Below are 23649 nucleotides of genomic sequence, written 5' to 3' on the forward strand. Positions count from 1 at the left end.
CTCACTTAGTTCTACCTATTTTCTCAGCCATTTTAAACCTAAAAGTTTGACCCATCGGGTAAACAACAATTTACCCACTGGATAACTCACTGTTCTGCTGATCTTGCGATAAATATGACACAACATCATTAAATTTAATTGCACAATATTAGCTCTATTCGTAGACAAAGAATATTGTAATATTTCATTATCTGTTAATGATAATTTAAGATGAGTCAATAAATAATGATGAATTTTTGATATTATCTGATTACGTTGCTCAAGATTTTTTGCTAATAGCCGTGTTTCACTATTTTCCAATATGCGGTAATTCAATACCACATCTTTCAAATTAGCAAATTGATATCCTTTCGCTAATAAATGTATCCATAAGCCATAATCTTCTGCACGATAATATTGCTGTTGATAAAAAATATCATCACGATCCAATACAGATAAATTAAACATCACTGTCGGATGATTAAAAGCTGAAGCTAAAAATAAATAAGCTTTTATGTCATTATCTTCTGTTGGTAATGCTAAAATTTCAGATTGAACATTTTCACCAAATGTTTTCATTGCACCACCTAATACGGCAATATTCGGGTGAATTGATAAAAAATCTACCTGTTTTTCAATACGATCCGGCAAAGCTATATCATCAGCATCCATTCGCGCAATATATTTCCCTTGTGCTAACTGGATACCTTTATTTAATGTTGCAATTAAGCCTAGATTTTTTTCATTTTCAATATAACGAACTCGTAAATCCTGCTGAGCAAATTGCAATAGAATTTCCTCTGATTTATCAGTAGAACCGTCATTTATAACAATAACTTCTAAATGGTGGTAGCTCTGTTGCAAAATCGACATTAGCGCCGCTTCAATATATTTTTCAGCATTATAACAGGGAATAATAACTGAAACTAAAGCTTCATTTTTCATTATTTTGACTCATTCAATAAATAACATTGTTCAAAATCTTGTAACCACGTTTGGTAGAATGAGGCATTCTTACCATAAGAATTATCATAAATATAAACTGCTTTCCCTAAAAGAATACCCAAAATAAAACAATGAAGACGTGTAGTATAAATAGTATCGTAATAATTCAGAAAATTAATTCCTAATTCCATATAAAATTCTCGACGATTTTCTATTTTTTCAATCGGCTGGCAATACAACGGCATAAATATCGGCATATGATTAGCGACTTTAAATAAAAACTCTCTAAAGCTAAAAGAAGAAAAATTAGGATTATATTTAATCAGTTGTTTAAATTCTTTTTCAAAACTTGGCCAGTCAGATACAGTAACATTTTCTAATTCGGTTACTTCGTGATAATCTACCTCTATATTTAATTCTTTATCTGTACGTTTTACAAATAATGTTTTTCCACTTTTTTCTTCTTGAATAAAATTATCCAAATTTAAACAAAATGCCATATCAGGCAGCAGTAAGATCTGACACTTTGTAAAATATTTATTCAAAATGCCATAAGAAATTTGATCTCTAGCACAAATAGTTACATTACCGTGTGCATTAAAAATTTCAGCACTCTTTTCTAAATTTTGTTGTGATTGGAAATAAACTGTTTGTGGAAAAACAATAATTTTATTTTCTCTGCAATGAGAAGTAATATTTTCTCTTAATTTTTGACACACTTCCCACACATCACCGAAATTACCACCACCATGAAATAAAATAATATCACTCTTATCGATTTTCTTCATATCGACATTGTAATAAGGCGCCGAATATTTGAGTTTATGTGGAAGTCGAGATAAATACGCCAATTCACCTGCCCAAATTGCTTGATCACCAATATTTTGATGATCCGGAATGTCTAATAATACATAATCTCCATCAATTAATGGATCAAGACGATCATAAATAATTTCACTTAAACGAGATAACTGCTTTCTATTTGGATTAATCATAAAACTCTCTCTTTTAATTTCTGTACGATTTTGCTAAGTAATTGCTGATTTAAAAATAGAGAAATAATTAATGCAATTACAAACAAACTCCAATTAATATAAACCTGATTTAAACTAACAAGATAACAATAGCCTAAACTTAAAATAAGCGGCATCCAGAAAGACTTTATTGTTAAAACTACAGGATAAAAACTTTTTACATCCTGCTGACGAATAACAAATACCAAAATAAAACTTAATAACGTTCCCAATGCTGCTGCAAATAACCCAATATATTCAATTAGGAAATAACTAACCATAATATTAATTACAGCACCAAAAATTGTTGTCGTTAATATTTTTAATGTATTCTTTTTCTGTTGATATGCTATCCCTAAGAATGCACAGAATGAAGTAAATATTGTTGCTAATACCAATATCGACATATATTTCCAAGCTTCATAAAAGCGAGATGAAAAAAGATAATGAATTAATGGTTCACTAATACTGATAAAAATTAGACCTACTGAGAACATAAATCTAGATAACTGTGAAAATGTATTTGTTATTTCCTCAAAATAATCTGCTTTATCCTCTTTTAAAATGATATCTTGCCACGCGAGTAAAAAGAGTGAAAAAACAATCATTAAAATGCTAGGTAATCGTGATGAAACCGCATAAATACCGTTTGCTGCCGTATTTAACTGTTGGAAAATAATATACTTATTTGCCATAGTCATTAACCACCAGCTCACCGCATTGGGAACTAATGGCAAAGAATAACTTAACATCGGTATAATTAATTTTATATCAACATATTTTCCTGATAAATAATGATAAACTTTCCAACGCCATAAAATAATAATATTAACGACAACATTTGCTACAATCATTGCTAATAATATAGCTCGTAACTTATTATCATAAGTCCATAAAAAGACTAATGAAAATAATACTAATAATAACGAATATAAAATACCGATTAATGCAAATTTTTGTATTAATCCTAGTCCACGTAATACTTGTTGTAAAATAAAAAAGAGTGCAGAAAAGAAAAGAAATAACATTGTTTCCACGACATAAGGTTGTGGATAAAAATAAACAATAATCCCCACCACAATAAATACAACTATGGTCACAACTAGGAATAAACTTAAAGCTGTTGTAATTATTTTTCCTGCAATATTTATTTTATTATCTACAATTAACCATCGATAAACTGCATCTGATAATTGTAACGTTATTAATGGAGTAATCAATAAAGCAAAGGTTAAAATTAAATCATATTGTCCCATTTCTACTGTTGTTAGATAAAGTGAAAAAATAGGCAATAATAGAAATGATAAAATTTTTGAACCAAAACTACCAATACTATAGATCAGTGTATTTTTGAGCAACTTATCGCCAATTGTATTAGACATATTAATCTTTCTTTAATACTTTAATAAATAACAAAACTAAACACGATAATATAAATCCAAACAACACACCAATTGCCAAAATTAAACTTTTTTGTGGTTTAATTTTAACCGGAAAACTTGGAGGATTTTTATATTGAAAAATATTTATTTTCAATTTATCAGTTTCATCTACCAATTTTACCAACTCTGCTATCTGTGTTTTTGCTTGATAATAAGAAATAGGATAAATAATATTTTGCTGCTGTATTGCTTCAATTTGTGCAGCTAAATTTTCTCGTCCTAATAAATACAAATAAGGATTATCTAATTGTGTTATATTTTTCGCCAAATCAATATTAACATTGATATTAATATTATTTCCCTTATTTTTCTCTACTAATGCAGTAACATTATAAGCAGTCTGTAGATATTGCAAATAAGTCTGTTTTTCCAACATTAACTGATCAGTAATTTGCTGTTGTTGGTATTTTAAAGCCTTAATTTTCTGTTTAATTTGAATTAATAAATTTTCAATTTCTTGTTGATAAGTAATACGATTGACATATTTTACAAAGCCATCCAATGTTGATTGCAATAGCTGTTCATCATTATCAATAAAGCTAATTTTAACGGATGGAATATCTGCTAAAGCTCTATTTTCTGCTGTAATTACAGTAATATTATTTCCTTTTTTCGTCATATCTGGTGTAATTACTGAAATACTTTTAATTAATCTATTCAAAAGAGCTTGCTTCTGCGTGTCGCTTTGATTTACACTGAGTCGTTGATAAAGGGGAGATTCCAAAAAATATTGTTTACGAGCATCAATAATCGAAATATTATTAACGAACTGATTAAACAAAGAACTTGAAATACCCTGCATAGAAAAAGGCTCATTACTAATTAAGCTATAACGTTGCTGCAAATCTAGCAATGCCTCAATAGAACCATTACTTGCCGGCACTGCTTCAGCACTACTACTCCACTCCGGTTTAATTGTATTTACATAAAGATAAGAAACAAAAGTAAACAATAAAGTAGATAACAAAATCCACCATTTTTTACGCCAATAATATTGAAATAAAATAATAAGATTAAAATTATTGTCTGATCTTACATTAGATTCTGATGTCATACTTGAGATATCCTTTATGCTTTCTTTTTTATGTTTAATCTTAATAAAAAAGATTAACGCATATAAAAGCCATTTGATTATTGGTTGTTATAGCTTAAGATAAATGACTTATTTTACACTTAGCACTACTAAAAATAAATTGAAAAGAAAAAGGCTTATTAATATTTTTAACAAGCCTTTTATCAAATAAGAAGAGCAATTAATTAGTTGAGATCACAACACGACGATTCGGTGCTAAACATTGACGCAATGCCGAGCCTGTTTCTTTTTCACAAGCTTTAACCTGATCTGCTTTCCCCATTCCTATTGCTTGAATACGAGAAGCTGGAATACCTAACGCCACCATCGCATTTTTCACAGCTACAGCACGACGTTGAGAAAGAGCTAAATTATAAGACTCTGAACCTAAACGATCCGTATAACCAGTGATCCAAATCTGTTTATTTTTAGACAATTTATTGACTAAATCTTCAATTACTTTTTGACTTTCCGGTTTTAAGTTGGCTGAATCGAAGTCAAATAGGAAATCACTTGAAAGCTGATACTCGGTACGATCACCACAACCTTCCGGTAACCAGAAGAAAGATTGTGCTTCCATATTTTTATCAAACAAGATTTTATATTGACAAATTTTATGCACACCATTTTCACGATAATTAAATACATAATCCCATTCGTGTACACCAAAAAGCCCTTCAGCAAAATGAGGACGACCAATCAAGTAATAAATCTGATCTTTGTTCATTCCTTTTTCAATCATATGAACATTATCCCAATTTGGCCAAGTTCCTTTTTGAGAACCGTTACTATTGAATAAGCTTTCTTCAATTTTTGGCCATACCGGTTTATCCGTTGTTCCCTCATCACTAACTTTACTTAAATTTCCACAAGCAGACAGTATAATAGATAATGCTGTAGGAATGAGCAATTTTGTCAATTTCATAAACTTTATCCTTTATGTTAAAAATAATAAAAAACACTTTTAATTCTACCGAATAAAAGCACATTTTGCATTTATTTAAATTAATTTTTCTTCACAATTGCCGCAATTTCCTCTGCATACTGTTGAGCAAACTCTTGATCTTCGCATTCAACCATCACACGAATAACAGGTTCTGTACCAGATTTACGTAATAACACTCGACCTTTACCGTATAATTTTTGTTCAACTTCAGTAGCCACCTGTTTAACAGTTTCATTTTCTAAAGGATTACTTCCTGCTTCAAAACGAACATTGATTAACACTTGTGGGAATAACTGTACCCCACTAGCCAACTCATTCAATGATAAACCGTGATTAACCATTGCTGCCAATACTTCCAATGAAGCAACAATACCATCACCGGTTGTGTTTTTCTCAGAAATAATAATGTGTCCAGAATTTTCACCACCTAATTTCCAGTTGCGTGCCTGCATTTGCTCCAATACATAACGATCACCCACTTTGGCACGAATAAATGGAATACCCAACATTTTTAATGCCAATTCCAAGCTCATATTACTCATCAAAGTCCCCACAACACCACCAGAAAGTTTACCGGAACGCAAGGCCTCACGCGCAATAATGAAAAGAATTTGGTCACCATCAACTTTATTTCCTAGATGATCAACCATCATAATACGATCACCATCTCCATCATAAGCTAAACCAACATCCGCTTTACTTTGTACAACCACTTCCTGCAACGCACGCACATCGGTTGCACCACAACGTTCATTGATATTCATACCATCCGGTTTTGTACCGATCTCTATCACGGTTGCACCAAGCTCACGCATAACATTCGGCGCAATATGGTAAGTTGCACCATTTGCACAATCAACAACAATCTTTAAACCTTCTAAACTTAAATGTGCTGGGAACGTACTTTTACAAAATTCAATATAACGACCTGCAGCATCATTGATACGACTAGCTTTACCTAATTCTGCTGATTCTACACAGGTCATTGGTTGTTCTAATAACTCTTCTATAGCTAATTCAATATCATCTGGTAATTTGGTACCGTGGGCTGAAAAAAACTTGATACCATTATCATAATAAGGATTATGTGATGCAGAAATTACTATTCCTGCTTCCGCACGGAAAGTTCTGGTTAAATAGGCAATTGCAGGTGTTGGCATTGGACCAACAAACGCCGCTGACAACCCCGCTGCCGCCAAACCAGCTTCTAATGCTGATTCCAGCATATAACCGGAAATACGCGTATCTTTACCAATTAACACTTTTCTTGAACCTTGGGTTGCCAAGACTTTTCCGGCCGCCCATCCTAATTTTAATGCAAATTCTGGTGTAATAGGATAAGTACCGACACGACCACGCACGCCGTCAGTACCAAAGTATTTACGTTCTGCCATTTTTATTCCTTATTCAGTTTGTTCAAACAGTAAAATGTCGCTATTCTACTCTAAATTGACTATTAATCTGTATGTAAACCCTAAAAATTTATTCAAATTGCTGCTTTTGTCGCTTGCCATACTTTTAAAGCATCAACTGTCGCTTCAACATCGTGTACTCTTACAATATGAGCTCCTTTCATTACGGAAATTAAAGCACCGGCAACACTACCGACTAAGCGATGATTGACATCTTTCTGTAATAGATTACCGATCATTGATTTTCGTGACAAACCAATTAACAACGGATAACCGGTCGAAACAAATTGTTCTAAATGATTCAATAATTGATAATTGTGCTGTAAGGTTTTACCAAAACCAAATCCAATATCCAAAATAATATTTTCTTTTCGTACACCTGCCTGTTCACAAATTGCTGCTCGTTGTAGCAACCACGCCAACACTTCCTCTACTACATTCTGATATTCAGGATCAACTTGCATTGTCTTCGGTTGTCCCTGCATATGCATTAAACAGACTGGTAAATCTAATTGCACAGCCGTTTGTAAAGCCCTCTCTTCTGTTAATGCTCGAATATCATTAATCAAATCCATTCCAACATTCGCAGCGGCTTTCATTACCTCCGCTTTTGAGGTATCTACTGAAATCCAACAATCAAAACGCTGCCTAATCGCTTCAACCACAGGAATCACTCGATCCAATTCTTGCTGTAACGTTACCTCCTCCGCCATTGGACGTGTTGACTCACCACCAACATCAATAATGCTCGCTCCTTGCTTTAACATCTCTTCTGTATGATACAATGCTTTATCCAATGAAAAAAATTTACCGCTATCAGAAAAAGAGTCTGGTGTTACATTAAGGATTCCCATCACTTGTGTTTGAGAAAGATCTAATACTCTTTGATTTTTACTATATAATTCCATTCTTACCTTCTTAAAACAGTTATAAATCAAATCCCTCTATTTTTCTTTTCGCTCTACTCACTACCGGCGTACCCTTGAGCCATTTTCGTAACCAAAAACGATTCGGAGCCAACTCTGTTAGAATATCTTGCCCCAACGGTAATGGTTCACCATAAATTAAGGAAGCTAAGGTTTCTGCCAATAATGGTGCGGAAGTCAAACCTCTTGAACCTAATGCACCCAACAGATATAAATTCGGATAATATGCCGCTTTTACTATTGATTGATGGCGTCGACGTAAATTAAAAATATTATGATAATCCTGAGTTTGTTGAGCAAAATCACCGACATTACCAAAAATCGGCAGTCGATCACGAACATTGCAGCGTACACCTGTTCTCGCTAAATTCGCACTCACATCAATCTCTTCCACCCAGCGTGACGGTGCTAAATTTTGTTGAATTTTTTGCTGATTTTCTCGTTGTTCCTGCTCGCTAAAATCTCTCGTTTCACAATTTCGTATATGACTTGCTCCTAAACAATGGAATTGTTTAGCTGTATCCACAGGAGTTAAATAGCCGTCATAACATAATATTGCTTTTAACTGCTGCAAATGAGGTGAAGTCGGAATTTGGCTAACTTGCCCCCGTACCGAATAGGTAGGTAATTCTTCTGTTTGCGAAAAACAATTTAATTTATGCCCATTAGCAATCACGACTGTTTGATGTTCAAACTGCTGTTTACCACTGAACAACGTCCATTTCCCTTGCTCATACTGCAAACAATCAATATCAGTTTGCGTCACAATTTTTACTCCTTGTCGTTGCAAAAATTGAGCCGTATTCTGCACCATTTGCCGTGGATTCAGCCAAGAAGCGCCTTGAATCACAGCACCATCACAATTTATCTCAACACCTGCTCGTTTACTTAACTGCTCCGCCGTCTGTAACTGGAACAGATTTTCCGGAAAACCACGTTCGGCAATTTTATGCAATTTTTTCAACACTGATGCTTGATAACCACATAACAACACATCACACCATTGATGTTCAAAATCAACCCTGCTTGCTAACTGTTTTAAAAACTGCTGTCCATAAGCAAAAGCATAAGCATAAAATCGGCAATGACGTTCATCATCATCGCTTAATTGCGGATAAAATGCTCCCTGCTTATTGCCGGAAGCATTTAAGGCCGGAGCATTATCCTTACAATATATCGTTACTCGGCAACCTCTCTGAATTAAAGAATAAGCTAAACAGATACTGGCAACACCACCCCCAATAATAGCCACTTCATCCTTTTGTTGTGCCTCTTGTGGTAAATACCAAGGTAACACAAACTCCTGTTTTATCGCCGTAGTTTTCACACCTTGTAGACACTCTCTTTTTCGCCCGAAGCCTTTCCGTTTTTCCACTTGAAACCCTGCTGAAAGTAAGCCTTTACGCACTAAAGAAGCCGATGTAAAAGTAGAAAATGTGCCACCTACCGCTGTTAAACGAAACATTTGTTGAAATAGAAAATCGCTCCACATACTTGGATTTTTACTTGGTGCAAAACCATCTAAAAACCAAGCATTTACACGTTCATTATAATAATCGCCAAGCTGAGGCAAATTCTCATTCAAATCACCAAACCACAAATCCAAATAAATATCTGACGAAAAATGATAACGATAACAACCAGCAATCGGTTGTTGCCAATGAAACAACAGTTGTTGTAACAATGATTGGAATTGAGGGTAATCCTGATAAGCTTGCTCCAATGCAGTTTTAGTAAGCGGATATTTTTCAAAGCTAATAAAAAATAACCGTTTCAACGGTGATTGCGGGAAACTCTCTCTAAATTGATGAAAAAGTTCACAAACCGCAAAAAAGTTTAAACCAGTACCAAATCCGGTTTCTGCAATCACAAAATGTGATGCAGAATGTTGTTGCCAACGCTGCCATAGCGCATTTCCCTGCTGAAAAACATAACGACTCTCTTCTAATCCATCTTCAGCAGAAAAATAAACATCTCCAAACTGTTCCGATTTCGGCGTTTGCACTTCAAAAGAAATCTGTGCAAACGAGATTTTTTGAATAGACATAACAACTCATAACAATCTTTATCAAGGTAGCTAATGATATTATAATGAGCACTCGATTTCACCAAAATCTCCTAATCGGTTGAAACATTTGACTTTATCACCGATAATTTGTGGGCAAATTAAACGCTCTGTCGGATACGAATAATTTCACTATTCTCAGTTTGAATTGTTCAATAGCGTTTTAAAATGGTCTTATCTGTTGGCGGTTTTGCAAAAATTTCTTGTAATCTAGGAAATTCCTAGTATAACAACCAACAATTTTTTAATTTTTATATCAAAAGCGACATTAAGGACAACGAATGAAAAGAGCTGTAATTACTGGTTTTGGCGTTATTTCCAGTATCGGGAATAACAAAGACGAAGTGTTGGCGTCATTATTAGAAGGGAAATCAGGTATTACTACTATGCCGGAATTTGTTGAAGTGGGGATGCGTTCTCACATTGCCGGCACAGTGAAAATCACACCAAGCGAACACATTGATCGCAAAGTAATGCGTTTTATGGGAAATGCTGCTGCTTATGCCTATCTTTCTATGAAAGAAGCTATTGCAGACGCTGGATTAAGCGAAGAGATAGTATCCAACGAAAGAACCGGTTTAGTGGTAGGTGCTGGTACAGGTTCCGCACATAATCAGATCGTAGCTGCTGATGCAATGCGTACACCTCGCGGAGTTAAAGCTATCGGACCTTATGCAGTAACCCGTACAATGGCATCAAGTGTTTCAGCTTGTTTAGCAACTCCATTTAAAATTAAAGGTGTCAATTACAGTATCAGTTCAGCTTGTGCCACTTCCGCGCACTGTATTGGTCACGCAGTTGAATTAATTCAATTGGGTAAACAAGATGTTGTTTTCGCTGGCGGAGCTGAAGAGTTGTCTTGGGAATGTGCCTGTGAATTTGATGCAATGGGTGCTGTTTCAACAAAATATAACGATACTCCGGAAAAAGCTTCTCGTGCTTATGATGCAAACCGTGATGGTTTCGTCATTGCCGGTGGTGGCGGTATTGTCGTGGTTGAAGAATTAGAACACGCTTTAGCTCGCGGCGCAAAAATTTATGCTGAAATTGTAGGCTATGGTGCAACATCCGATGGTTACGATATGGTAGCTCCAAGTGGAGAGGGTGCAGAACGTTGTATGAAGCAAGCGCTGGCTACCGTTGATACTCCGATTGATTATCTTAACGTACACGGCACTTCAACTCCGGTTGGTGATGTAAAAGAACTTGAAGCGATCAAAAATGTCTTTGCTGATAAAATACCAGCAATCTCTTCAACAAAATCAATGACCGGTCATTCTTTAGGTGCAGCAGGTGTACACGAAGCTATCTATAGTCTGTTAATGTTAGAACACGACTTTATCGCTCCAAGCATCAATATTGAAACACTTGATGAACGTGCTGAAGGTTGTAATATCATCACTAAAACCATTCGTAATGCCAACTTACAGACTGTGATGTCGAACAGCTTCGGTTTCGGCGGAACTAACGCAACATTAGTGTTCAAACGTTACCAAGCATAATTTATCATCTATATCTGCATAATAAAGAGATCTAAATGGTTAGATCTCTTTTTTATTTATCACATCTATTGAGGAATAATTGTTGAACTAATTTATGAACAGTTCGCACCTTACTATTTTATTAAATGCAATAGATAAAATCTTAGGTCTGACAAAGGGACAAATAAAAAATTTCTAGCGCTTTCAAAAAGATTGAAGAGTATAAAACAGTTCGTAAAGATTTAATTAAACAGAACAATGAAGATACAGTGACAACAAAAAACCGCCTTTTTATCGGCGGTCTTTTTTTGAAATCCTTTTAGTGGTGCCTAGGGCCTGTACAAAATAATCTTATAAATCAATAATAAAATACTTATTGGGTGCAAAATTGAGCAAGTGATACTAGGATTAAAAATATTTATATATTTGTGATCTAAATCAAAAAAATAGATCAGTTTAGATCATAAAAATGCAAAGTTTTGCGTAAAAATGCGTTAAAAAAGATCTGGTATCAAATAGAAGATCTGTCAGTTAGCAAAAGGAGCTGACCTGTTTGCGTTTTTGCGTAATTTTCTACACATTTATTGTGCGAGCGTGGCGAGGTACGCATCGCGATTTTTTGGTAGCGAACATCAAAAAAAGAAAAAGCTATTGAGAAAACACTCAATAGCTTTTTACCTTTATCTAATTATAAAAATATAAATTAATTTTCTGTGTCTAGCAGTCTGTAATTACTAAACTTAATCAAATCTTGATTAATATTATAGTTATCTCTAAACCAAACATTAATTTCATTGAGCTTCCTTTGTAACGGCTCAATCTCATTAATAAAAAAGACTTTCCCCGCTTTCTCAACATCGCCAAAGCCACCTGTATTATTAGGGATAATACCAAGTAATTGAGGAGGCACTCGGTGCGCGGCTAAGATGTCATCACGACTAGTGTTCTTGACGTTCAAGAATTCATCTTTTGCGGTAATGTCGGAAAGCGGTATTACTTGCAACCCTTTCTCTTTGCCATTTGGCGAATAGATAAAAAGGTTTTTAAAATTACCTTTCCCTTTTGCGGATTTGATTTGTTGTTCCAAATTATCAATACTTGCTTCTGATTGTAGCGGATCAGTCAAATAGATAAGACTTCCTGCATGGGCGCCATTAATATAATATTTGCGGCGAAATAAAGTAGCTGCTTCATTTAAGAATGAAGACTGTAATGCAGACAAATATTCGGGTAAACCGTAAATCTCTTGGTTAAAATCGGGTTGGATAAAGTGATAAATACTGTCTTTGGGAAATTCAAAGTCCTCTACAAAATTAGTGATTTGATAATAGATTCCATCTTTAACACCTTTTCTGACATACTTTGCTAACATAGCTTGCAGTCTAACCGGCATTCCAAATTTATTTTTGTGAATATAAAAATAAGCATTGCCAAAGATCAAATAATCTAAGACAAATCGTTCTAAGTCCAAACGTGAGATTAAATAAGATGTTTGTAATGTGCTTAGTAAAATATTTTTCTTTACTGTGATTGCTGTTGAATGATATGAAGTTGAGTGAAATGCTTTGGCCAAACCAGTAAAGTTAACTGGCGTTGTATAATACTTATTAAGATAAATCGCACTTTCAAAGTAAGATAAAATCTCCGCTTTATCAATAACAGGGATTGGATCATCAAAAGCAAATAGTTTAGGTTGTGTAGTCATTGTTAGTTCCTTTAGTGAAATTCAATAATTCTGGCTGAGGTGTTGGTTTTAGCGTCGTAAGGCTCATTAATAAAGCAGCTCATAATTGCCCACGCAATATCGCCGTGACTGGCTTCTTCCGAGCGATCCGATACATAAGTAATCTGACGCCCAGATTTAGTTACTTGCTTTTTGATGGTCATAAAGCTAGTAATAATATCTTTATCACCTTGATCGAACTCAAAGCGCCGCTTCTGAATAATATTCAACGTTTTTAACACCATCTCATTTTTCACGTCGAGGTTATAAGACAAGCCTTGCACAGTCGGAAAAAACTTGCTCACTAACTGGTAAACACCCTCGCCCATACCCGTTTTATCAACCGTCATTCTCACAACATTATAACAATCACAATAATGCTTAATCCGTGCTGCTTGCTGCTCAAAATCCATACCGTGAAAAGTTTGATAATGCAATAAACGAAATTTACCCCCTTCAACCGCAGGCGGTGCAACGATGACTAGTGCGGCTCTATCACCTGTATAAGCGGGATCATACCCAATCCAAACAGGGCGATTACCAAAAGGACGCTGATAAAATGGGTTAAAATCTTTCCATACTTCCAACGAGTCAATACCACACTTTTGCAAGTCGATAAACTTAAATACACTGCTGTTATCATCGATAAATTGACACAAAAACAACTGCTCAAATTCTTCGACGGAATATTCCAGTTTCAATGCCTCAATATCAAACAGATTACAACCGCCCTCTTCGGCATCATAAATTGTCACAATCTGACGCCATTGCCCATCAGGCATTAACCGACCTGTTTTTAAAAATGTGTGTGATAAATCAAATTCCTTACGTTGATCTGCAGGACGCCCTTTATTGAAACGTTGCCCAGACCAAAAAGGATAAGCGGAGTGTGAAATTGCTGATGGTGTAGAAAAATAGGTTTGCCTAAATTGCTTTTGTGACGCCATACCAGACGCCACCTTGCGAATTTCCTCAAAACGCGGTACCCAAAAGATTTCATCAAAATACAAATTGCCGTGATAAGATTGCGCCGTATTTGAGTTTGTTCCTAAAAAAATCAATTCGGCTTGATTAGGTAATTTGATTGTTTCACCTTTTAAATCAACATCTGCCGTTTTTTTTGCATAATCACAAATGTAACTACGAAATTGTAAAGCTTGTTTTTTGCTGGCTGATAAAAAGATCTGATTCCGCCCTGTTTTTAGCGAATCAATAAAAGCTTCGTGCGCAAAATAATAAGTCGCACCAATTTGACGACTTTTTAAAATATTGCGAATCCGATATTGCAGTCCAGCGTCGTACCACCTGCGCTGATACGCAAACATTTCAGATAAAAAGCCATTAATTAATGCTTCTTCCTGTTCCTCATTAATCGCATTTTTTTCTGCAGGTTTGCGCTCTGCTTTATAACGATTTTTAATATTTGGATTTAAATCAGTTTCATTACCCCCGCCGTTACTATATTTTTTAATACGTGCGATACGTTCCATTTGCCGGCTTAATAGATCAATTTCCTTGAAGTCATGACCCGTCTTATCTTCTTTGTTAATTAACAAACAAAGCCTTGCCTCTAGAGAAACTTCTACTCGCCCAACTGGTGCCGTATCTTCCCATTTCTCGCGTTCTTTCCAACTTGAGATTGTCGAAGCGGGAATTGCTAAGGTTTTCGCAATTTCAGATATGCGATAACCCGCCCAGTACATAATTTGTGCTTGGCGTTTTTGTTCCGCGGATAGTGTTGTTTTAATGTTTTCTTTTTCCATGCGTTAATCATAGATAGCGCATAGAAATTGGCTTGTTTTGTTATTTGTGATTCTCGTTACCACACTAGCCAAAAATAGAAAAATATTTTTAAGCGTTCAATATTGTTGGCAATGTCAAAAACGGAGCAAAAACTATGTCAACAAAATCAAAATGGTTTGTGGTAGCGACTGAAGGCGCAACCGCAGACGGACGCAATATTGAACGAAAATGGCTGGAAGAAATGGCGGTTAACTATGATCCAACACTTTACGGAGCAAGGGTCAACTTGGAACATTTCAAAGGTATTTTTCCTGACGGCGACTTTAAACGTCTTGGCGATGTGTTAGCGTTAAAAACCGAAGAACGCGACGGAAAGCTCCGTTTATTAGCACAAATTGAACCGACAAAAGACTTAATCGAAATGGTAAAAAATAAACAAAAAGTTTATACCTCGATTGAAGTCAACCCAAATTTTGCTGATTTAAACAGTGCTTATCTTGTGGGGCTTGCTGTTACTGACGACCCAGCAAGTTTAGGCACAGAAATGCTCGCATTTTCCGCACAAGCGAAGAAAAACCCATTGGCGCACCGCAAACAAGATAAAGATAACCTGTTTTCAGAAGCGATTGAATTTACGCTAGAGCTTGAAGAACAAGAAAAAGAAAGTTTGTTAGATAAACTCAAAGCAATGTTCACAACGAAAACAAACTCAAAGCAAACAGAACAGCAACTCTACAAAACGTTGGAAGATGTTAGCACGTTATTAACTGAACAAATTAAGCAAGCCCAAGAAGAAAACGAAAATCTTACGCAACAACTTAACGAATTAAGCACTGCGAACATCGCATTAACGCAACAATTACAAGCGTTAGAACAAAAAATCACTACCCTAGAAAAAGAACCCATTGAATTTAATCGCCCAGTAATTACGGGTGCAGAAAAATCAATGATTGAAACAGATTGCTAATAAGGAACGCACAATGAAAAATACTACAAAACAACAATATAATGCTTATGTTGCTCGTATTGCTCAACTGAATGGAATCACCGAAAAAGATGTGGCAGAAGGTTTCAGCGTTGAGCCGACACCAGAACAAAAATTATTTGAGAAGGTTCTTTTAAGTTCCGAATTTTTGCAAAAAGTCAATTCAGTTAATGTTGACGAAATGACAGGAGAATTAATTGGCTTGTCAGTTGCGAATGTTATCGCTAGCACTACTGACACCAACGCTAAAGATCGTGAAACAAAAGATATTGCAAAATTAGACTCTCGCAAATATCTCTGCGAACAAGTCAATTTTGACACTCACATCACTTACCAACGTTTAGACCAATGGGCTAAATTCCCTGATTTCCAACAAAAATTAGCCAATCAGACCCAACGCACCATTGCACTTAATATCATTATGATGGCATTAAACGGCACGAGCCGTTCGGCAACATCAAACCCAAACAGCAATACTTTGTTACAAGATGTTAAAAAAGGCTGGTTACAACAACTGCGCGAAGATATGCCAACGCACGTAATGAATGGCGCAACCACTGAAAATAAAATCAAAGTTGGCAAAGGACAAGGCACAGGCGCAAACGCAGGCAAAGGCTATGAAAACCTTGATGCACTCGTATTAGACGCAACGAACAATTTAATTAGTGAAGTGTATGCCGATGATACCGAATTAGTTGCAATTTGTGGCAGAGAAATCCTGAATGATAAATATTTCCAAATGGTCAACAAAACTACTGAACCGACCGAGGAATTAGCGGGACAAATCATTATGTCACAAAAACAAATTGGCGGCTTGAAAGCAATTCGAGTTCCATACTTCCCCGCTAATGCGATTTTGATTACTCGCTTAGATAATCTATCTGTTTATTATCAAACTCAATCGCTACGCCGTGCGATTATCAACAATCCGAAGCGTAATTGCATTGAAGATTACATCTCGAAAAACATTGATTTCAAAATTGAAGACTACGATTGTGCCGCATTAATCGAAAATATTACTTTCGAGGACGCAGCATAATGACAAGATTATCACCCGCTCAACGCCATGTGCAGCATATCGCTGCACAGTTACAAGGCGAACAACAAGATCTGGCACACCTTAGCGAATACGACAAGATGTTGTACTTGCTAGCACGGCATAAAAAAGATTTAAGCAATATCCAATCAAAAGAAGCCAAGGCGGAATACAAACGCAAAATCTTGCCAGACTATCTCGACTGGATTAACGGCGTCATGCAAGCAGGCACTGGTCGCCAAGATGACGTGTTAATGATGTGGCTTATTTGGGCAACGGATTGTGGCGAATATGAATTAGCGTTAAAGATTGGCGAATATGCACTTTTCCACGACCTCACATTGCCAGAAGGATTTAATCGCGCCACAGCGACCGCAATCGCCGAAGAGTTTGCCGACGCAGCAAGTAAAGCAGCAACATTAAATCAATCATTTGATTTGAATTTATTACTAAAAGCAAATGACATCACTCAAAATAGCGATATGCCAGACGAAAGCCGTGCGCGATTACTGAAAGAATTAGGATTGCAACAAAAAGAAAGTAACCCAGAACAGGCATTAATCAATTTAACTCGTGCTTTATCACTTAATCAAAATGTCGGGGTCAAAGGTGAAATTAAAGCCTTACGCAAAAAATTAAATTTAACCGAAGAAACCGAATAGCAAGAATGCGACCACGCAACGCACGGGGCGGATGAAAAAGCCTCTTCGAGGTGATTAAGTAATCCTCACCCCGTTTTTTAAGGAGTAACAAAATGGCAGATCTTACGATTACTATGTATCCAGATGATGATCTTGCTATGCCAGCGGTACAAAAAAACGTGGAGCAATCGCAACCCGCAAACGACATCATCAATAACGATCCGTTTTACCCTAACATTGAACTGACAGTATTACGCAACGCAATGCGAATTGATAGCAATGTACCAAACGAACGCCTAAAAGAGGCTACATTGCACGCCGTGCTAGATGTCAATGAAGAGTTAACCGCATTTAAAGCGGCACAGCTTGAAGCTAACGTAACCACACTTGCAAACAATCAAAGTGTAATGATTGATAACCAAAATCAACAAACACATCACTACTTGCGTGCGGTTTACTGTTTAGCGGTGGCGACGTTGTACGAGCGATACGCTAGTTATGACTTGACTAACGACGGCGAAAAACGCATGACAATGCTAGAAGAAAGTATCGGCGATTTACGGCGCGATGCACGCTTTGCGATTCGGACGATTCTCGGCAAACCAAAAATCACAGCGACTTTATTATGAAAGTATTTGCGATACAAAACGATAACTTAGATGCGATTATTTACCGTTATTTTGGTCGGGTTGACGGCTTGCTAGAGCCAACATTAGCTCTCAATCCACATCTAACCAACAACGCAATAATTGAAATGGGAACGGAAGTCAATTTACCCGATGAAGAAACAATAAAACAAGGAAAAACGATTCAAACTGTAAATCTATGGGATTAAGTATGAAAGATTCAACGACTTACGCATATTGGGGTGCAGTCCTCTCTTTTTTTAGCGGCTTATCTATCAATGAATGGGCGTCGCTTATCGGGATTGGGCTTGGTATCGCCACATTTTTGGTTAACTGGTATTTCAAAAACGAAGAATTAAAACTCAAACTAAAGAAACAACAATATGATGAAGAAAGCCATTAAATATTGCAGTGTAACGGCAGTGATTGCGCTTGTGTTAAGCCAGTTTGGGACAGAAATCAGAACGTCACATCAAGGATTAGCACTAATCGGCAATGCAGAGGGCTGCGTGCTACAACCTTACCAATGCCCAAATGACGTACTAACCGTTGGAATAGGCTCAACCGAAGCAAGCGGACAAGCAATAGAACAACGTAAACACAGCTTGCAAGAAATCGCAGAACGCTGGGTCAATGATATAAAAATTGCTGAACAATGCGTTAATCGTTACGCTAATGGACAAGCGATGCCACAGGGGGCATTCGATGCTTTAACGTCTATTACTTTTAACGTTGGCTGCACAAAATTACAAAACTCCACTCTATTTAAACTGGCTGCCAAGGCTACACGCCTGCTATGTGCGATCAGTTTACCCGTTGGGTCTATATTGCTGGGCAGAAATCCAACGGCTTAATCCAGCGCCGAAACAAGGAGCGTACATTATGCTTAAACTAACAATCGTGATCGAGGTCATCGTTTTGTTTGCTTGTGTAGTGTTAGCAACATTAAGCAGCACACTGTACGACAAAACAAAGCAGCAACGCCAAACCATCGCCGAACTTACTCAACAATTACAACAAACAACACAACAAATTGATCAATTTAAACAATCACAACAGCGGCTATTAGGATTGCTAGAGCAACAACAGCAACAAGCAACGAAACAAAAGCAACAAATTAACGAGGTGTTACAACATGAAAACAATAAAAGCTGGCGTGATCAGCCTGTGCCTAATGACATTAGCAGCCTGCTCAACACAAACAAAACCAACAACTAACCGCATTATTTGCCCACAAAGCAATCAATGCCAAACGCCAAAAATACAAATTAAAACCAATGGCGATTTAGTAACAACATTAACAGACACATTAAATACGATTGAAATCTGCAAAATTGAAAAACAAGCATTAATTGACTGTATAGAGAATAAAGATGGATCAAATTGACAGAGCTAACGAATTGGCGCAATTAGAACGTGACTACAACTTGCAACAACGACAACAAAAAACAGTAAGGCAAAGTTTAACGCACTGTATCGATTGTAACGAACCTATCCCAGAAAATAGAAGAAAGTTACAGGGCGTAACACGTTGTATTGACTGTCAAACTATTTACGAACAGCAACAGAAGCAATATCGCAAATGAAAAAGCCAGCACAATTAAGAGAAGTAATTGAAAAAGCCTATCCATATTTACGCAATAATCCAGATAGGCTACAAATTTTTATTGATGACGGGCATATTATCGCAACAAATGCCACATCACTAAGCTACGAATATCAATATACCCTAAATATTATCATTACCGATTTTGATAAGGATATGGCGATCATTATCGTGCCACTGCTTGCCTACTTACGCAAAAACCAGAATGAACTGTTTGATAATCCAGCAAAACGACAAGACACAGTTGCCTTTGAAACAGATTTAATTAACCAGACTACTCAAGATTTATCACTTAAAATCAAATTAACCGAACGCGTAAAAGTCGAACAAACCGAAAAAGGTACTGAAATCACTTACCTACCAGAGCCAATCGCAGCCAACGAAACGCTTGAGCGATTAGAACTCTATATCAAAGACGAATTTATTACCTCGGCTGATGGTGAGCATCATGGATAACGTTGATGAATTAACCAATAAATTAAGTGCTTTAATCGCTAATTTATCACCGCAAGCTAGACGTCATCTCGCAAAAAATATCGGGAAGAAAATCACACAATCCCAACGCCAACGTATTACTAATCAACAAAACCCAGATGGCACAAGTTTTATTCCGTGTAAAAATTTAAGAAAAAAGAAAGGGTGGATTAGACGACAAAAGATGTTTGTAAAATTAAAAATGGCTCGTTACTTAAAAGCCAAAAGTACTGCCAATCAAGTTGTGGTTGGCTTTAGCGGTTCTGCAGCAAATATTGCTGCCGTGCATCAATTTGGGCAACGAGGTGTAGTAAACGAAAAACATAATATTTCAACTCAATACGCCAAACGGGAATTATTAGGGTTCACTGATCAGGATAAGGCATTAGTGGAAGAGTTAATTATTCATCAACTATCGATGTAATTTGTAATAAATAACATTAATCAAAATAACAGCAAAGATTATTGCGAAAGTCATCACGAGAGATTGAATGGGATTATCAGATAAAGAATAAATTAGCACAAAAGGCAACGCAAGAATTGTACCTAATAAAAATAGAACAAGAGGACCGAAAAAAATCAAGCCAATAATTTTCCCTATGGTATCTAACTGCTTCGCATATTTGTTCATTATTGGTTTTAGTGGCAATACAAAAAAGCCCATAACAAGAAACATAACATAAACAGCAATTAAACTTGGTAATAACTGAATAAATGTATCAAATGCGAAAGCCATTAAAACAAACGGTAAAGCAACAAAAAAGCCTATTAGAAATAACGGTATTAATAACAATGCCATTTACTTTATCTCCTCTATTAAGAGCATTATTAATAGCATTAATCATTAATGTCAATAAAAATAAGGGCAAAATATGAGTAATCTCAATTTAAATATTTTATTAAGTGCAGTAGATAAAATTACTGCACCGTTTAAAAGTGCAGCAAAAGCTAGTAATACATTATCAACAGCATTAAAAGACCAATATGAACAGCGAAAAACATTAGAAAAACAGCAAAAACTTATTGGTGCTTATCGCGAGTTAGAGAAAACACTCTCTCAAACGGCTAATCAATTTGATCAAGCGAAAACAAAAGCATCGCAACTAAAAACAGAGTTAAAAAATAGCGATAACCCAACAACAAAACTCACAAACAGCTATAAAAAGGCACAAGAGTCAGTGCAAAAGCTGAAAGTAAAACATATTGAACAAATCGCAAAATTAAAAGAAATGCGGACAGCGTTACAGCAAGCTGGTATAAGCAGTAAAAATTTATCGGCAGAAGATACAAAACTAAAAACTAAAATTGATAGTGTTACTAAATCTATTGATAAACAAAAACAATCACTAGAAAGATTAAATAAAGTACAAGCACAACAACAAAAATATCAAAAACAAGTAGAAACTTTAAAAAATACGAGTGATAAAACAAAAGAATTCGGACAACGCTCAATGGTTATAGGCGGTGCTGTATTAGGTACTGGTGCTGCGATGATGAAGCCAGCAGTTGAGTTTGAACAAGCATTTTCAAAAGTACAGGCATTAACCAGGTTAGACAAAAACAGCGCTGAAGATGCAGCAAAAATAAAGGCATTAAGAGATCAAGCGATCAATTTAGGAGCAACCACCGCCTTTACATCATCACAAGTTGCAGAAGCCCAAGGTTATCTAGCAATGGCAGGTTTTGACACAGAAAAAATTCTCTCTTCTATCTCCTCTGTATTAAATGTTTCTATGGCATCAGGGACAGATCTAGCCAGAGTTTCCGATATTATGTCTGATATATCCTCTGGTTTTAAAATACCTGCGAATGAAATGCAACGTGTTGCCGATGTATTAACATATACCTTTACCACTTCCAATACCTCAATAGAAACGCTATATGAAACTATGAAAGAAGGTGGTCCTATTATGTCTGCACTAGGGCAATCATTTGAATCTACAGCAGCAATGGTAGGATTAATGGGAAATGTCGGTATAAAAGGATCTTCAGCTGGAACCGCATTAAAAAATATTGGCTTAAATTTAATCGGTAATAAACATCTCAAAAAATTAGGAATTAGGGAAAAGGATAAAAAAGGTAATATGCGGCAATTACCAGAAATTTTAGCAGAAATTAATAAAAAAACCGCCAAAATGGGTAATGCGGCAAGAGCTGAAATTGTAGAAAGTATTTTTGGGAAGATTGGGATTGCTGCTGCATTAGAGTTATTAAGCCAATCTGATGTAGCACTAAAAGAATATGAAGATAACATAAAGAAAAAAAGCAAAAATACGGGCGAAAAAGTCGCAAAAATTATGTCAGATAATCTAATGGGCGATTTAAAAGGGCTAGATTCTGCCCGTGAAGCATTGGGCATTACCATTTTTGACGGACAATCGAAAGCCTTGCGAGAATTGACACAAACCGCAACAGGTTGGCTAAGAACAGTGAATGAGTGGATCAAAGCAAATCCAGAACTGACGGCTAAGATCGTCAAATGGACAGCTATATTATCAGGTGCAGCGATCGCTGTCGGGGCGTTAAGTGTTGCATCTAGTTTTATACTCTATCCAATCGCAAGAATGGGCTTAGGATTTCTAAAAGTTGGCGGAATAGTACTTTCATTAGGTGGTAAATTCTTAGGATTAATTAGGGCAATTTCTTTATTTGCAATGACGAATCCTATTATTCTTGCTGTTATAGCCATAGTTGCGGCACTTGCAGGCATCGCTTATTTAATCTATAAAAACTGGGAGCCGTTATCGAAAAGGTTTAAGGAAATCTGGGATAAAGTAAAAGTTAAATTTGATGAAACTAAAAAATGGTTTTCCGATTTGCCAAGTGATTTTTTAAAGTTTGGCGAGGATATGATTACTTCTTTAAAGAAAGGAATCGAAGATAAATTTACGGCTGTCACTAATTGTATTAAAGAGAAAGTCGATTGGATTAAACAAAAACTAGGTTTCTCTACAGAAGCAGAAACTAAGATTAATGAAATTAAAGAAAAGGCAGAACAAGAATCGCTACAAAAAGCAGTGCAACAATTCCATGGTGGCACCAATATTTTAATGGATGAAGCTATGCGAGATGTATTAAAACCAAAATGGTCAGGTGGCTACGCAGGCAACGGCGGCAAATATCAGCCAAAAGGGATTTATCACGGCGGTGAATATATTATGACCAAAGAAGCTACAAGCCGCCTTGGCGTGCCATTGCTCAACGCCCTCAACTACGGCAAAAATGCAATGCTTGCCGCAGGGCTTGGTGTGAGTATCGCGACTGCACAACCAATTAAGATAGATAACCGAACGCCGTTAAGTGCAAAACCACAAACTAGCCAAATGGCAAGCCAACCAATGCAGGTAAATATCACCATCAACGCCCAACAAGGACAAAATGCGGTAGATATTGCCAAAGAAGTGGAAAAAGCCCTGTATAGACGTGAACAACAAAAACAAGCACGAGCAAGAAGCGCATTGCGAGATAGAGGTTAAGGGCGAAAGCCCTTTTAAGATTAAGATCTTAAAATTTGTTTTATATTCTTAAGAAAAC

The 23649-nt window shown here is 36.2% G+C and carries 24 protein-coding genes and 1 pseudogene; 14 read left to right on the top strand and 11 right to left on the bottom strand.

Going from position 1 to position 23649, the window contains the following annotated elements:
• Window positions 1-15: 15 nt before the first annotated feature.
• The 8 genes from JP36_RS08505 to mnmC all read right to left on the bottom strand — a co-directional run bounded on the left by JP36_RS08505 (window position 16) and on the right by mnmC (window position 9776).
• Window positions 16-924: a glycosyltransferase family 2 protein gene (locus JP36_RS08505; RefSeq protein WP_039173852.1), complete on the bottom strand. Its 909-nt coding sequence runs from the start codon at window positions 922-924 to the stop codon at window positions 16-18.
• On the bottom strand, window positions 924-1919 hold the full coding sequence (locus tag JP36_RS08510) for a polysaccharide pyruvyl transferase family protein (RefSeq protein ID WP_039173853.1): 996 nt from the start codon (window positions 1917-1919) through the stop codon (window positions 924-926). The genes JP36_RS08505 and JP36_RS08510 overlap by 1 nt, the downstream gene beginning before the upstream one ends.
• Window positions 1916-3319, bottom strand: a complete 1404-nt coding sequence (locus JP36_RS08515; protein ID WP_039173855.1) for a lipopolysaccharide biosynthesis protein — start codon at window positions 3317-3319, stop codon at window positions 1916-1918. Before JP36_RS08515 ends, JP36_RS08510 begins: the two co-directional genes overlap by 4 nt.
• Window position 3320: 1 nt before the next feature.
• Window positions 3321-4433 carry an LPS O-antigen chain length determinant protein WzzB gene (locus tag JP36_RS08520; RefSeq protein ID WP_039087575.1) on the bottom strand — a complete coding sequence of 371 codons (1113 nt, stop codon included), beginning with the start codon at window positions 4431-4433 and terminating at the stop codon, window positions 3321-3323.
• A 199-nt stretch (window positions 4434-4632) separates the two neighbouring features.
• Window positions 4633-5376, bottom strand: a complete 744-nt coding sequence (locus JP36_RS08525; protein ID WP_039087573.1) for an OmpA family protein — start codon at window positions 5374-5376, stop codon at window positions 4633-4635.
• Between the two features lie 80 nt (window positions 5377-5456).
• Entirely contained in the window at window positions 5457-6791 is a 1335-nt protein-coding gene (gene glmM, locus JP36_RS08530; RefSeq protein ID WP_039173857.1) for a phosphoglucosamine mutase, read from the bottom strand.
• Window positions 6792-6883: 92 nt separating this feature from the next.
• Entirely contained in the window at window positions 6884-7717 is an 834-nt protein-coding gene (gene folP / locus JP36_RS08535) for a dihydropteroate synthase (RefSeq protein ID WP_039173860.1), read from the bottom strand.
• A gap of 19 nt (window positions 7718-7736) precedes the next feature.
• Window positions 7737-9776, bottom strand: a complete 2040-nt coding sequence (gene mnmC, locus JP36_RS08540) for a bifunctional tRNA (5-methylaminomethyl-2-thiouridine)(34)-methyltransferase MnmD/FAD-dependent 5-carboxymethylaminomethyl-2-thiouridine(34) oxidoreductase MnmC (protein WP_209434487.1) — start codon at window positions 9774-9776, stop codon at window positions 7737-7739.
• Window positions 9777-10081: 305 nt separating this feature from the next.
• Here mnmC and fabB point away from each other — a divergent pair, with 305 nt between their 5' ends.
• Window positions 10082-11302 carry a beta-ketoacyl-ACP synthase I gene (gene fabB, locus JP36_RS08545; RefSeq protein ID WP_039173864.1) on the top strand — a complete coding sequence of 407 codons (1221 nt, stop codon included), beginning with the start codon at window positions 10082-10084 and terminating at the stop codon, window positions 11300-11302.
• Between the two features lie 682 nt (window positions 11303-11984).
• Here the strand turns inward: fabB and JP36_RS08550 are convergent.
• Both JP36_RS08550 and JP36_RS08555 read right to left on the bottom strand, forming a co-directional pair.
• A complete protein-coding gene (locus JP36_RS08550) occupies window positions 11985-12986 on the bottom strand; it encodes a phage portal protein (protein WP_052119477.1) in 1002 nt (333 codons plus the stop codon).
• A gap of 11 nt (window positions 12987-12997) precedes the next feature.
• Complete coding sequence (locus JP36_RS08555) at window positions 12998-14767, bottom strand: terminase large subunit domain-containing protein (RefSeq protein WP_039173868.1); 1770 nt, start codon at window positions 14765-14767, stop codon at window positions 12998-13000.
• A 134-nt stretch (window positions 14768-14901) separates the two neighbouring features.
• Here JP36_RS08555 and JP36_RS08560 point away from each other — a divergent pair, with 134 nt between their 5' ends.
• The 12 genes and pseudogenes from JP36_RS08560 to JP36_RS08610 all read left to right on the top strand — a co-directional run bounded on the left by JP36_RS08560 (window position 14902) and on the right by JP36_RS08610 (window position 20539).
• The gene (locus tag JP36_RS08560) at window positions 14902-15714 is read left to right on the top strand and encodes a GPO family capsid scaffolding protein (protein WP_039173870.1); all 813 of its coding nucleotides are present in this window, start codon (window positions 14902-14904) and stop codon (window positions 15712-15714) included.
• Between the two features lie 13 nt (window positions 15715-15727).
• Window positions 15728-16771: a phage major capsid protein, P2 family gene (locus JP36_RS08565; protein ID WP_039173872.1), complete on the top strand. Its 1044-nt coding sequence runs from the start codon at window positions 15728-15730 to the stop codon at window positions 16769-16771.
• The gene (gene gpM, locus JP36_RS08570; RefSeq protein WP_039173875.1) at window positions 16771-17430 is read left to right on the top strand and encodes a phage terminase small subunit; all 660 of its coding nucleotides are present in this window, start codon (window positions 16771-16773) and stop codon (window positions 17428-17430) included. Before JP36_RS08565 ends, gpM begins: the two co-directional genes overlap by 1 nt.
• Window positions 17431-17522: 92 nt before the next feature.
• Entirely contained in the window at window positions 17523-18038 is a 516-nt protein-coding gene (locus JP36_RS08575) for a head completion/stabilization protein (RefSeq protein WP_039173877.1), read from the top strand.
• Window positions 18035-18244: a tail protein X gene (locus tag JP36_RS08580; protein WP_039173879.1), complete on the top strand. Its 210-nt coding sequence runs from the start codon at window positions 18035-18037 to the stop codon at window positions 18242-18244. Before JP36_RS08575 ends, JP36_RS08580 begins: the two co-directional genes overlap by 4 nt.
• Window positions 18245-18246: 2 nt before the next feature.
• A complete protein-coding gene (locus JP36_RS08585) occupies window positions 18247-18438 on the top strand; it encodes a phage holin (protein ID WP_052119478.1) in 192 nt (63 codons plus the stop codon).
• A pseudogene (locus tag JP36_RS08590) lies at window positions 18419-18930 on the top strand (lysozyme). Before JP36_RS08585 ends, JP36_RS08590 begins: the two are co-directional and overlap by 20 nt.
• On the top strand, window positions 18918-19253 hold the full coding sequence (locus JP36_RS08595; protein WP_039173882.1) for a hypothetical protein: 336 nt from the start codon (window positions 18918-18920) through the stop codon (window positions 19251-19253). The pseudogene JP36_RS08590 and the gene JP36_RS08595 overlap by 13 nt, the downstream one beginning before the upstream one ends.
• Complete coding sequence (gene lysC / locus JP36_RS11985; protein ID WP_418904668.1) at window positions 19210-19422, top strand: Rz1-like lysis system protein LysC; 213 nt, start codon at window positions 19210-19212, stop codon at window positions 19420-19422. The genes JP36_RS08595 and lysC overlap by 44 nt, the downstream gene beginning before the upstream one ends.
• Entirely contained in the window at window positions 19409-19621 is a 213-nt protein-coding gene (locus JP36_RS08600) for a TraR/DksA C4-type zinc finger protein (protein ID WP_039173884.1), read from the top strand. Before lysC ends, JP36_RS08600 begins: the two co-directional genes overlap by 14 nt.
• Entirely contained in the window at window positions 19618-20097 is a 480-nt protein-coding gene (locus tag JP36_RS08605; protein WP_039173886.1) for a phage tail protein, read from the top strand. The genes JP36_RS08600 and JP36_RS08605 overlap by 4 nt, the downstream gene beginning before the upstream one ends.
• A complete protein-coding gene (locus JP36_RS08610) occupies window positions 20090-20539 on the top strand; it encodes a phage virion morphogenesis protein (protein WP_039173887.1) in 450 nt (149 codons plus the stop codon). The genes JP36_RS08605 and JP36_RS08610 overlap by 8 nt, the downstream gene beginning before the upstream one ends.
• Here the strand turns inward: JP36_RS08610 and JP36_RS08615 are convergent.
• Window positions 20528-20914 carry a hypothetical protein gene (locus JP36_RS08615; RefSeq protein ID WP_039173889.1) on the bottom strand — a complete coding sequence of 129 codons (387 nt, stop codon included), beginning with the start codon at window positions 20912-20914 and terminating at the stop codon, window positions 20528-20530. The two genes, JP36_RS08610 and JP36_RS08615, sit on opposite strands and share 12 nt — an antisense overlap.
• 73 nt (window positions 20915-20987) lie before the next feature.
• Between JP36_RS08615 and JP36_RS08620 the strand changes: the two genes are divergently transcribed.
• The gene (locus JP36_RS08620) at window positions 20988-23591 is read left to right on the top strand and encodes a phage tail tape measure protein (protein WP_039173891.1); all 2604 of its coding nucleotides are present in this window, start codon (window positions 20988-20990) and stop codon (window positions 23589-23591) included.
• Window positions 23592-23649 lie beyond the last annotated feature (58 nt).

Origin of the sequence: Gallibacterium genomosp. 1 (genome assembly GCF_000771875.1) — a bacterium.
Lineage (GTDB): Bacteria > Pseudomonadota > Gammaproteobacteria > Enterobacterales > Pasteurellaceae > Gallibacterium.